This is a genomic window from Arthrobacter sp. sptzw42, assembly GCF_059089685.1.
Window position 1 is genome coordinate 1 of sequence record NZ_JBNHEX010000024.1, and the last position, 11273, is coordinate 11273.

The 11273-nt window shown below is 63.7% G+C and carries 9 protein-coding genes and 1 pseudogene; 5 read left to right on the forward strand and 5 right to left on the reverse strand.

Translation table 11 applies throughout. The features are described from left to right. Window positions 1–131 precede the first annotated feature (131 nt). The 4 genes from AC5RT4_RS17650 to AC5RT4_RS17665 are packed head-to-tail and all read right to left on the reverse strand — an operon-like array spanning window position 132 to window position 5575. A complete protein-coding gene (locus AC5RT4_RS17650; protein WP_494106608.1) occupies window positions 132–2495 on the reverse strand; it encodes a beta-xylosidase/alpha-l-arabinosidase in 2364 nt (787 codons plus the stop codon). 2 nt (window positions 2496–2497) lie between these two features. Further along, entirely contained in the window at window positions 2498–3316 is an 819-nt protein-coding gene (locus AC5RT4_RS17655) for a carbohydrate ABC transporter permease (protein ID WP_494040292.1), read from the reverse strand. After that, window positions 3317–4270: a carbohydrate ABC transporter permease gene (locus AC5RT4_RS17660; RefSeq protein ID WP_494106609.1), complete on the reverse strand. Its 954-nt coding sequence runs from the start codon at window positions 4268–4270 to the stop codon at window positions 3317–3319. A 6-nt stretch (window positions 4271–4276) separates the two neighbouring features. Beyond that, window positions 4277–5575, reverse strand: a complete 1299-nt coding sequence (locus AC5RT4_RS17665; RefSeq protein WP_494106610.1) for an extracellular solute-binding protein — start codon at window positions 5573–5575, stop codon at window positions 4277–4279. A 141-nt stretch (window positions 5576–5716) separates the two neighbouring features. Between AC5RT4_RS17665 and AC5RT4_RS17670 the strand changes: the two genes are divergently transcribed. Together AC5RT4_RS17670 and AC5RT4_RS17675 are read left to right on the forward strand one after the other, a co-directional pair. After that, window positions 5717–6739 (forward strand): LacI family DNA-binding transcriptional regulator, encoded by a 1023-nt coding sequence (locus tag AC5RT4_RS17670; protein WP_494106611.1) that lies wholly within the window; start codon window positions 5717–5719, stop codon window positions 6737–6739. Between the two features lie 31 nt (window positions 6740–6770). Continuing rightward, entirely contained in the window at window positions 6771–7682 is a 912-nt protein-coding gene (locus AC5RT4_RS17675) for an aldose-1-epimerase (protein WP_494106612.1), read from the forward strand. Between the two features lie 66 nt (window positions 7683–7748). Here AC5RT4_RS17675 and AC5RT4_RS17680 read toward each other — a convergent pair whose 3' ends face one another. Beyond that, entirely contained in the window at window positions 7749–8915 is a 1167-nt protein-coding gene (locus AC5RT4_RS17680; protein ID WP_494106613.1) for an endo-1,4-beta-xylanase, read from the reverse strand. Window positions 8916–9101: 186 nt separating this feature from the next. Between AC5RT4_RS17680 and AC5RT4_RS17685 the strand changes: the two genes are divergently transcribed. The 3 genes and pseudogenes from AC5RT4_RS17685 to AC5RT4_RS17695 form a co-directional block, all read left to right on the forward strand. Beyond that, entirely contained in the window at window positions 9102–10130 is a 1029-nt protein-coding gene (locus AC5RT4_RS17685; RefSeq protein ID WP_494106614.1) for a LacI family DNA-binding transcriptional regulator, read from the forward strand. Between the two features lie 109 nt (window positions 10131–10239). Then, window positions 10240–10971, forward strand: coding sequence for a polysaccharide deacetylase family protein (locus AC5RT4_RS17690; protein ID WP_494106615.1), 732 nt, complete (start codon window positions 10240–10242; stop codon window positions 10969–10971). Window positions 10972–11089: 118 nt separating this feature from the next. Continuing rightward, window positions 11090–11273, forward strand: a pseudogene (locus tag AC5RT4_RS17695) (xylose isomerase); the annotation flags it as partial.

Here is an 11273-nt window from a genome sequence, read left to right on the forward strand (position 1 = left end):
GGGGTGGTTTTTTAGGGGGTGGGGGCGGTGGGGGGGGGGGGGGGGGGGGGGGGGTGTGTTTTTCTGGGGGCTTTCTTTGGAGCGAAGGGCCGTGCTCCCGCCAGGGGCACCCCCCCCCCCTGCCTGTCCAATTACTTGTTCGGTGTCACCGTCACGCCGCAGTGCAGGCTGCGGGTGTGGTCAACAACTCGCGTTTCACCGCTCAGCGCGATGCTGGCGTGCAGACGGATGTCTCCGCTTGATGCTCCGAAGCGAAGTTCAAGGTCGCCGGCCTCTACGATCCGGCGGCCATCGCGTCCTGTGAATGACGCGACGTCGGCGGGGACCGTGAAGGAAACCCGGGCCGAAGCGCCCGGCTCCAGCGGCACCCGGGCGTAACCCACCAGTTTCTGCACAGGGCGGACCACGGAGGCCACGGGGTCGTGCAGGTACAGCTGGACGAGTTCGACGCCGGCCCTGTCACCTGTGTTGGTGACAGAAATGCTTGCTTCGGCGGCGCCGTCCACTGCCACCGTTGATGGGCCCTCGAGCTCCAGCCCGGTCCATTCGAAGGTGGTATAGCTCAGGCCGTGGCCGAAGGGGAAGGCGGCGGCAGGATCGATGTTGGAGACACTGCTGGCCTGCGCAAGCGGGGCTGCCAGGTACGTTGACGGCTGGGCGCCCGGCCGGGCGGGAATGCTCACCGGCAGCCGCCCGCTGGGGTTGACGCTGCCGCTGAGGATCCTGGCAACAGCCGGACCGCCTTCTTCACCGGGGAAGAACGCCTGCACGATCGCCGCGGCATCCTCGACGGCGGAGCCAACGGCGTACGGCCGGCCGGTGAGGAGCACCAGCACTACGGGCACACCCGTTTCGATCAGGCGGTCCAGCAGTTGCTGCTGGACGCCAGGGAGCACGAGGGACTCGACGTCGCAGCCTTCACCGCTGGTTCCACGGCCGAACAGACCGGCGCGGTCGCCCAGAACGGCGATGACAACGTCGGCGCGGGTGGCGGCAGCAACGGCGTCGTCCAATCCTTCCGTGGACGTGCCGTCCACGGAGCAGCCCTCTGTTACCGTGATGGCGCTGTCCGGGAATTCGGCCCCGAGGGCCTGCGCCACGGTGGGCAGTTCGATGCCGACCGGGACGTCCGGATGCTGGCCGCCGACGTGTGCCGGGAACGAGTAGCAGCCAAGGAACGCCTGGGTGTTGTCCGCATTGGGTCCGATAACGGCGATGCGGCCCGGGTTGCCCAGCGGCAGGATCCCGTTGTTGCTGGCCAGGACGATCGACTGTTCGGCAATCCGGGCTGCAAGCTTCCGGTTGGCCTCGGTGTCCAGGGTGATGCTTCCTTCGAGCCCGGCAGGACTCTGCAGATCCGCGTCCTGCAGCGCAGGGGGAACGGGGGACCAGTCCTCATCGAGCAGGCCCAGCTCAATCTTCTGCACCAGCACCCGGTGCAGGGCCCGGTCAATGAGGCTGACGGGGACGCGGCCGGCGTCGACCTCGGCGATGAGGTGCTCACCGAAGGCGTGCACGGTGGGAAGTTCGACGTCGACGCCCGCGGCCAGGGCGGCCGCTGCCGCTTCCCCAAACGTCCCGGCTATCCCGTGCAGGTTCTTCAGGAAGGCGACACCGAAGTAGTCCGCCACCACAGTGCCGTCGAATCCCCAGGTGTCCCTCAGGAGATCGGTGAGCAGCGAGGAGTCAGCAGCGGTGGGGACCCCGTCGAGGTCCGTGTAGGCGTGCATTACCGAGCGGACGCCGGATTCACGGACGGCCATTTCGAAGGGTGGCAGCAGGACGTCTGCCATCTCACGGGCCCCTACGGAGACGGGGGCGAGGTTCCGGCCTGCCTTTGATGCAGAGTAGCCCACGAAGTGCTTGAGGGTGGCCACTACCCCACTGCTTTCCACACCCTGGATGTAGGCGGTGGCCAACGTTCCGATCAGGTAGGGGTCTTCACCGATGGTTTCTTCCACCCTGCCCCAGCGCGCGTCGCGGACCACGTCCAGGACGGGGGCGAGGCCCTGGTGCACGCCAAGTGAACGCATGTCTGCGCCGATCGCGGCGCCCATGGTGCGGATGAGCCCGGCATTGAAGGTGGCGCCCCAGGCCAGGGGCACCGGGTACGCGGTTGCCTGCCAGGTGGCAAAGCCGGCTAAGCACTCTTCATGGACCAGCGCCGGGATCCCGAAGCGGTTGGCGGCAGCAATGCGCTGCTGGGTCCGCTGAAGGGACAGCGCACCCAGTGCCGGATCCACCGGTGCAGTGCCAAAGGGCCGCGTCAGTTGGCCCAGGCCGCTGGGCAGGATCTCGTCCAGGTCAACGGGCGGGTTCATTTCATTCTGGTGCGGCGCCACTTCACCGCCTTCGCTGGAAGCGCCCACCCAGACTCCGTAGAGCTGAGCCGTCTTTTCCTTGAGCGTCATGGCGGCGATGAGGCTGTCCGCGCGCTCCTGCGGGCTGGCGGCGGTGTCGCGCCACGGCGCGCTGTGCGTTTTGGTTTCTGTCATGATTACTTTCCGCCAGCGCCCATGAGGCCCTGGACAAGCGCGCGGCGCGCGAAGAGGTAGGCGAGCAGTACCGGCACCATGGAAAGGGTTACGGCCGCCAGGAGTCCTGGGATGTTGATGCCGAACTGCGTCTGGAAGTTGAACAGGCCGAGGGTGACCACCCGGGTGGATTCGGACTGCGTCAGGATCAGCGGGAAAAGGAATCCGTTCCATGCCTGGAGTGCCGAGAACACCGCGATGGTGGACAATCCACCCTTGGACAGCGGCAGTACCAGGCGAAGGAAGGAACGGGCGGGGGTGGCCCCGTCCATGGCCATGGCCTCGTAAAGCTCGGGAGTGATGTCCCGCATGGTTCCGCTGAGGATGATGGTGCAGATCGGAAGGGCGAAGGCCGCCGTCGGAAGAATGACACCGAGCAGGTTGTCATAAAGGCCCACGGTGTTGATCAGGTAGAACACCGGAACGATCACAGCCTGGGCGGGGATCGCCAGGCCCAGCAGGAACATGCGGAAAATGACCGAGGCGGCACGGCTCTGGCTCCGGACGATGGCATAGCTCAGCGGGGGCACCAGAAGCAGGACCAGGCCAACGACGCCGACCGTAACGATGACGGTATTGAAGAAGTACCGGCCGAAGCCACTGGAGATGGCATCAACGTAGTTCTGCAGCGTGAAGCTGGTAGGAAAGGACAGCGGCCCGTTGTCGCCAAACTCGGCACGGGTCTGGAAAGTCGCGGAGAGCATCACGTACAGCGGCACAGCAACGATGGCCAGCCAGATGAAGGCACCGATGCCGGCTAGGTAATTTGGACGCGTTTTCATTTAGAGCCCCTCCAGGGAACTGCGCATCTTGTCGTATCCGGAGACACGGACCACGGCGAAGGAAATTGCCGTGGAGATGATGACCAGTACGAGTGCGATGGCGCTGCCGGCACCGAAATCGAACCGGCGGAACGCTTCCTGGTACATGTGGAAAGCGGTGATGGTGGTACTGGTGCCCGGTCCGCCATTGGTCAGGATAAGGACTGTTTCGAAGGTGGTCAGGCCACCCACCACCATCAGGATCACGGACGTGATGATGCTGTTTTTCAGTTGGGGCAGGGTGATGCTGAAGAACTGCCTGACTGTGCCGGCGCCGTCGATGGACGCGGCCTGGTACAGCACCGGCGGGATCTGCTTGGCTGCGCCTTGGTAGATAAGTGTGTGGAACGGCGTGAACTGCCACATGCCCACGAAGATCAGCACTGCGATGGCACCCGTCTGGGTACCCAGGACGTTTCCGTCTCCAAACAGCCAGGATATCTGCCCCGGAATGCCGAAGTTAGGGTCAAGCAGGGCACGCCACAGGACTGAGATTGCAGCCGAGGACAACAGCAGCGGAACGAAGTAGATGGCGCTCAGGATGGCGCGGTTTCTCTGGTTGCCGGCCGCCCAGACGCCCAGCAAAATGCTCAGCGGAGTTTGGGTCACAATGCCAAGCACAATGAACACCAGGCTCAGCCAGAGGCTCTGGAGCATGACGGGGTCCTGGAAGAGGGCTTCCCAGTTCTTGAGCCCTACGAATTTGGGATCGCCGAGGCCCTTCCAGGTGGTGAAGGACAGCACCGCCACCGCGATAAGCGGTACCAGCGCGAAAAGTGCGAAGAAGATAGTGGCAGGAAGGGCCCAGACAAAGCCGGGGCGGCTCGAGGAAGAGCCGCCCCGTCGCGCCGGGCGGCCCTCTTCGGGGCCGCCCGCGCCTGTCGGGCGCCTGCGGTTTGCAAGCGTCGTGGTCATGATTTCCTAGAGGCTCTGCATTGCCTTGATAAAGCCGTCTTCGTCAATCTGTCCACTGAAGAACTGTGAGACGGCGGTGAGGATGGTGACTGTTGCTTCCGGCGGGTATGCCTGGTCCCACGAAAGCTGGAACGACGGGGCTTCCTTGACCAGGCTGAACTGGTACTTGGCGTATTCGGGATCCGCTGCCTTGTCGAGGAATTTCTCCGTGTTGGTGGTGGTGGGGAGGTTACCGATGGCAACCTGCTCCTGCACGAACTGATCGGAGTACATGAGCTTCAGGAAATCGCGGGCAGCTTCCGGGTAGCGCGTGTTCTTGTGGATCGAGTAGAAGTTGTTGGTGTTGCCCACCAGGTTGTTCTCGTCTCCCTTTCCACCTTCGATCTTCGGGAACTCGCTGTAACCGAGGACCTCCGCGGCGAACTTGGCGTCGTTGCTCTGCTGGGTGGAGTACTCCCATGACCCCATCAGTTCGAAGCCGGCCTTGCCGCTCGCCAGCAGTGCGGGGGACCCGCCGTCGGTGAACTTCACTGAGTCGAAGTTGGTGCCGAACGCTCCGGCATCAACGAGCTCCCGGAGCATGCCGAGGGCTTTGCGGCTTTCTTCCGATTCCCAGACGCTGGTGTCCCCTTCCAGTGCCTTCTGGAAAAGGCCTTCACCCGCCACACGGTCGTAGAGGTACTCGAACCACATCAGGGTGGGCCACCGGTCGCCGGCACCAAGGGCGATGGGGGTGATGCCCTTGTCCTTGAGGATCTTTACATCCTCCAGCAGCTCTTCCCAGGTGGCCGGGGGGTTGCTGATCCCGGCGTCCGCGAGGACTTTCGAGTTGTTGAAGAGCATGACCGGCTGCGTGCCGCGCATCGGCACGCCGTAGGACTTGCCTTCAATGACAGCGGTTTGGAACACGGACGGCAGGAAAGCGTCCTTCAGCTGTGCGTCCTCCTTGATGAAATCGTCAAGGGGGAGCACCAGGTCGGCATCAACGAAACTCTTGATGCTGCCGCCACCCCAGTTGAAGAAGATATCGGGTGCGGTTGGCGTATCCATGATGGTCTGCAGCTTCGACTGGTACTCGGCGCCGGGGATCTTGTCGAGGACAACCTTCACCTCAGAGGTAGCGTTAAAGGCGTCGACCATTTTCTGTTCCACTACGTTGCCTGCATCGCCGTACATGGCGACGTGGATCTCGTTCTCGGGCCGGCTCGACGCGCCGGACCCTCCGGAGCAGCCGGCCATTGTCAGGCCCAGGGCAAGAGCCGCACTGCCTGCAAGGCTGCGTGCGACCCATCCATGCTTGTTCATCTTCGAACGCCTCTCGAAAGTTTCGATGCTTTCATCGAAAGTTATGTGATGCCTGCAAGTGTAAGTTGCGTTACATCCATGGCGCAAGGCGCGAAAGTTTTATGAGGCCAAAAGGGCCACACTCCCGCTATGCTGGTCCTCATGTCCAGCCCTGTATCTTCCGACGCGCGCGTTACCCTCGCCCAACTGGCCGAGGAGGCGGGTGTTTCGCTGTCCACAATTTCGAAGGTTCTCAACGGCCGAACGGACGTTTCTCGTAAAACACGTTCGAAAGTTGAGGAGCTCCTCGAGGAGCACGGCTATAAGCGTCGTAAAACGAGTGCGTCAAAGTCCGCCCTGCTGGAGTTGGTCTTCCATGAGCTGGAAAGCGCCTGGGCGCTGGAAATCATCCGCGGCGTCGAAAACGTCGCAAAGGCGAACGGGATGAGCGTTATCCTCACTGAGAGCGGCACCAGGCATGCGCCTGGCGCGGACTGGATTGAAGGCGTGATGGCCCGCCGGCCGGCCGGGGTTGTCCTCGTCTTTTCGGATCTGCCGCAGGAGTACCGGCAGCAGCTGGATGCCCGCTCCATTCCGTTTGTGATCATCGACCCCGCTGGTGACCCTGCCCCGGACGTTCCTTCCGTTGGTTCGGCAAACTGGGCCGGGGGCATGATGGCCACACGGCACCTTATTGAACTTGGCCATACCCGCATTGCCGCCATTTCCGGCCCCGAGGACATGATGTGCTCCCTGGCCCGGATCGACGGCTACAACTCGGCCCTGAACACCGCAGGCATTCCCATTGACCGTACCCTCATCCGCTACGGTGACTTCCATGTAGACGGCGGCCGGCACCATGCCCGAGAGCTGTTGCAGATGGAACAGCGGCCCACCGCCATATTCGCCGGCAGTGACCTGCAGGCCCTCGGCGTGCTGGACGCGGCCCGCCAGTTGGGAATTTCCGTCCCGGCCCAGCTGTCCATCGTGGGCTACGACGACCTTCAGGTGGCGCGCTGGTCCAGCCCTGCGCTGACCACCGTGCACCAGCCCCTGATAGAAATGGCTGAAGAGGCGGCCCGGATGGTCCTGCGCCTCCGCGAAGGCGAGCGGCCCAACAACCTGCGCCTGGACCTGGCAACATCCCTTGTTGTCCGCCAAAGCACCGCAACCTGCCCCGACTGAACCTCGGCAGCACCTTCCTGAAAGGAACGCAATGTCACCCAGCGCCACTCCCAACGGAGAGTTGATAATCCTGGAGGCGGGTGACTACAGGGCGACTGTCGCAACCGTGGGAGCCGGGCTCATCAGCCTTTCCTTCCAGGGCAAGGACATCGTGCTGCCCTTCCCTGCCGACACCCTGCCGCCGGCCTATGCCGGAAAGGTGCTCATGCCGTGGCCCAACCGCGTGGCCGGCGGCGCCTACAGCTTCGACGGGCAGCGCTATGAGCTGCCGGTGAACGAGGCGGCTACCGGCAGCGCGTTGCACGGGCTGGCGCTGTGGAACGCGTGGCAGCTGGAGCAGCGCTCACATAATGAAGTGGTCCTCACGCACCTGCTGCACGGCGAACCCGGCTACCCATTCCAGCTCGCACTCACCGCCCGCTATGCCCTGGACGCAGACACCGGGCTCCATGTGGAGCTCCGCGCCGCCAACTGCGGGACAGCACCGGCACCGTACGGCTGCGGCTCCCACCCCTACATCACTGTGGGAGGCGAGGACGTTTCAAAGTGTGAACTGAGGTTCCGGGCCGGCAAGGTGCTCCTGACGGACGAAAGGCTGCAGCCGACCGGGCTTCTGGAAACCCCGGGGACCGATTTCGATTTCTCCGAGCTCCGGATGCTGGCCTCTCAGTCGCTTGATCACGCTTTCACCGCCCTCCCTGAGGGGACGTGGGACGTAACCCTGCGCAACCCCGCCCTGCAGCTGTCGTCAGTGGTGGAAGCCACCGGAGCCGACGCGCCCTGGCTGCAGCTCTACTCCGGAGAGCTGCGGGGCCGGAAGGGGCTGGCCGTTGAGCCTATGACCTGCCCGCCCGACGCATTGAATTCGGGGCAGGACCTTGTTGTTCTGGAGCCAGGCCAGTCACACTCCCTCGCGTTCCGGATCCACGCAGTGGCGGGTTAGCGGCAACACAAAACGGCCCGGAACCACATGGTTCCGGGCCGTTTTGTCAGGAGTTCTGCCGCCGCGCTACTGCTGGTAGGCGGGGTGGCGGTCCAGGCGCTGTTCTCCGCCCGGGCTTGCCTTGAGCAGTGTGGACTGCAGAGCGTAGTAGGAAGGCTTACGGGTGTAGTCCTCCCACATCACCGTAGCTTCACCCTGGCCGCTAAAGAAGACCGGGACCCACGAGTACTTGTCATTGAAGCCCCAGATGGTGAAGGACTTGCAGTCTTCAACACTGAGGCAGGCTTCGAGCGCGCGCTGGTAGTAGCTGGACTGCTTTGCCAACTGCTCGGCCGTCGGCTTGGTCCCGGCGGCGATGTTCATACGGACGTCGATCTCGGTGACGGCGGTCTCGAGGCCCAGGTCATCGAAGCGCTGAAGGTTAGCCTGCATGTCGCCGGGGAAGCCGTACTGTGTGCTGAGGTGGCCCTGGACCGCGAAGCCATCCACCTTGACGCCCTGGGCCTGGAGCTTCGGGATCAGCTGGACGTAGGCCGTGCTCTTGGCGTTGATGCTTTCCACACCGTAGTCGTTGAAGAAGAGCTTGGCCTTCGGGTCGGCTTCATGGGCCCAGCGGAAGGCGTCGGCGATGATCTCGGGACCAAGTTCGCGGATCCAGATGTTGTCGGTGGTGCGGAGGGTGCCGTTCTCATTGAAGATTTCATTGGCGACATCCCACTGCTGGATCTTGCCGGCGTACCGCCCAACAACCGTGGTGATGTGGTCCTTCAGGATGGAGCGGAGCTCGTCCTTGCTGAAATTGCCCTGCTCCAGCCAGGCGGGGTTCTGGCTGTGCCAGAACAGCGTGTGGCCGCGGACCACTTGGCCGTTCTGCTGGGCGAACTCCACGATGGCGTCCATCTCGGCAAAGCGGTACTGATCGCGCTGGGGGTGGATAAACTCCCACTTGGCCTGGTTCTCCGGCGAGAGGGAGCTGAACTCCGAAGCCAGGACCTCTCGGTACTGCTGGTCCGAGGTGAACGGGTTGGCATACGGCATCGTTTCGTGGTGGCCTCCGCCGGCAACTGCAGTGCCGATCCGGACATCCTTGGGTGCGGCCCAGCGCAGGGTGTCCTGCTTGGCAAGGCCGGGGGGCTGCGGCTTGTCATCCCCGCCGGCAACTGCAGGCATTGCCGTTGGGAGGACAAACGCTGACGCCATGACAGCGGCAGCGACCAGTTTTGCAACCTTCATTGAGAGCTCTCCTTTGAGTACGATCGATCGGCACTCGAATTCCGACCTGATACTTTCCGGAAACTTCCGGAAAGCAGTGGTTGTAGATTAGGAGTGTTTCAAAGAGCGCGTCAAGGGTTTACGGAAAAGTCTTGGCTGGCGCGATGGCGCAAAGGCCTATACTTGCAGCGAAACCAGGAGGAATGCGTGCCCGAGACCCAGCGCCCGGCTGTAACAATTTCGGCCATCGCAGCCGAAGCGGGCGTTTCAGTGCCCACCGTCTCCCGTGTACTTAACGGGCGCGGCGATGTTTCCGCGCGGACGCGTGAGCGGGTGGAAACCCTGCTGCGGGACCACGGCTACCAGCGGCGGGGGAATCGCCCGGAGGTGCGGTCCGGCCTCATTGACCTGGTTTTTAATGATCTGGACAGTCCCTGGGCCGTGGAAATCATCCGCGGGGTGGAGGAAGCCGCAAATGAAGCCGGCGCCTCCACCGTGGTTTCCGCTATCCACCGCAAGACAAGTCCAACCTCCACGCGGCAGTGGCTGGACAATGTCAGCGCCAGGGCGAGTGACGGCGCCATCCTCGTCACTACGGACCTTGATACCTTCCTGCGGGCCGAACTGCAGCGGCTTCACGTTCCCGCTGTGGTGGTTGACCCCGCAGGCGTGCCGGACCTTGACGTCCCCACCATTGGCGCCACGAACTGGACCGGGGCGGTGGGAGCAACCGAGCATCTCACCGGAATCGGCCACCGGCGCATCGGATTCGTTGCCGGCACACCCGGCCTGTGGTGCAGCAGGGCTCGGCTCGACGGGTACCGCGCGGGGCTCGATGCTGCCGCCATACCCTTCGATCCTGCCCTGGTAATTGAGGGCGACTTTGACTACCAGTCCGGGTTCCGTGCCGGTGTCAGGTTGCTCGAGCTGGCCGATCCGCCGTCGGCAGTCTTTGCCGCCAGTGACCAAATGGCCCTTGGAGTGTATGAAGCAGTGCGCAAAAAGGGGCTGCGGGTCCCGGAGGACATCAGCGTCGTCGGCTTCGACGACCTTCCCGAAGCCCGCTGGGCCTCTCCTCCGCTGACCACCGTACGGCAGCCCCTGGCGGAGATGGGCAAACTTGCTGCCCGCACGGTGCTCCGGATGCTGCAGGGCGAAGGCGTCGAAAGCCCCCGTGTTGAGCTCTCCACCAGACTGGTGCTCAGGGAGAGCACGGGAGCGCCCCGCCAGGCCTGACAGCGGTTCCCGTCTGCTGCCTGCATCCTTGACGCCGTTCTTGGGGTGAGCTTACGCTGAGCGCGTTCCGGAATTTACCGGAACTTTCTGCGACTCCAATGAGGTAGCCATGAGTTTCCCCTTGCACCGCTCAAAAATTCTGCGCCAAGCGGCGTTGCCCCTCGCTGCAACCGCGCTGGCAATCGTCGCCGCCATTCCCGCCGGCCTTGCCGGCGCTGTTCCTGCCCAGGCGGACCAGGCAACTCCCGCAATCGTCGATTCCACGCGGCATGAAGGCAAGTACTTAAGCCTCACGTTCGACGACGGCCCCGACCCCGTCAACACCCCCAAATTGCTGGCAGTGCTCGAGAAGCACCACGTCAAGGCGACCTTCTGCCTGTGGGGGGACCACGTAAAGCAGCACCCTGAGATCGTCCGCCAGATCGCCGAGGCAGGCCATCTGCTCTGCAACCACACGATGCACCACGACAACATGGGCACATGGAGTGCCGACGCCATCAGGGCAGACCTCGAAGAGACCAGCGCGGTTATCCGCGAGGCCGTTCCCGAGGCAAAGATCAACTACTTCCGCGCGCCCTATGGGAGCTGGGGCGGGACTCCGCAGGTGGCTGCGGACATGGGCATGCAGCCGCTCGGCTGGGCCACTGTTGTGGGCGACTGGGATCCGCCGGGAACCGCCGAGCTGGTCCGCCGGCTCAGGGAGGGCATACGGCCAGGGGGAGTGGTGCTCCTGCACGACGGCGGCGGCGACAGGAGCCAGACGGTGGAAGCCGTAGACCAGATCATCCCGGAGTTGAAGTCCGAGGGCTGGCGTTTCGACCGGCCCGCCCGCCGCGGCTGATCCCCCTGGCGGCCGGCTCGCTGGCACTCTTGACGCCAGCGAGCCGGCCGCAATATAGTTCATTGCATAAACTAATTGGCCGCTCCGGCCTGACTCCTCCCGAGTGCAAGGACGCATCATGACTCTTTCCCCTACCCCTGCTGATAAGTTCACTTTTGGTCTGTGGACTGTGGGCTGGACCGGCGGTGACCCGTTTGGTGTGGCCACCCGTGCGGCGCTGGATCCGGTGGAGGCGGTGCACCGGCTCGCTGAGCTGGGCGCGTATGGCATCACGTTCCACGACAATGACCTGGTTCCCTTTG

Excerpts from the sequence above, each read along its gene's own strand:
- AC5RT4_RS17660 (WP_494106609.1), bottom strand. The coding sequence starts at position 4,270 with ATGACCACGACGCTTGCAAACCGCAGGCGCCCGACAGGCGCGGGCGGC.
- AC5RT4_RS17670 (WP_494106611.1), top strand. The coding sequence starts at position 5,717 with ATGTCCAGCCCTGTATCTTCCGACGCGCGCGTTACCCTCGCCCAACTG.
- AC5RT4_RS17690 (WP_494106615.1), top strand. The coding sequence starts at position 10,240 with ATGAGTTTCCCCTTGCACCGCTCAAAAATTCTGCGCCAAGCGGCGTTG.
- AC5RT4_RS17680 (WP_494106613.1), bottom strand. The coding sequence starts at position 8,915 with ATGAAGGTTGCAAAACTGGTCGCTGCCGCTGTCATGGCGTCAGCGTTT.
- AC5RT4_RS17675 (WP_494106612.1), top strand. The coding sequence starts at position 6,771 with ATGTCACCCAGCGCCACTCCCAACGGAGAGTTGATAATCCTGGAGGCG.
- AC5RT4_RS17665 (WP_494106610.1), bottom strand. The coding sequence starts at position 5,575 with ATGAACAAGCATGGATGGGTCGCACGCAGCCTTGCAGGCAGTGCGGCT.
- AC5RT4_RS17650 (WP_494106608.1), bottom strand. The coding sequence starts at position 2,495 with ATGACAGAAACCAAAACGCACAGCGCGCCGTGGCGCGACACCGCCGCC.
- AC5RT4_RS17655 (WP_494040292.1), bottom strand. The coding sequence starts at position 3,316 with ATGAAAACGCGTCCAAATTACCTAGCCGGCATCGGTGCCTTCATCTGG.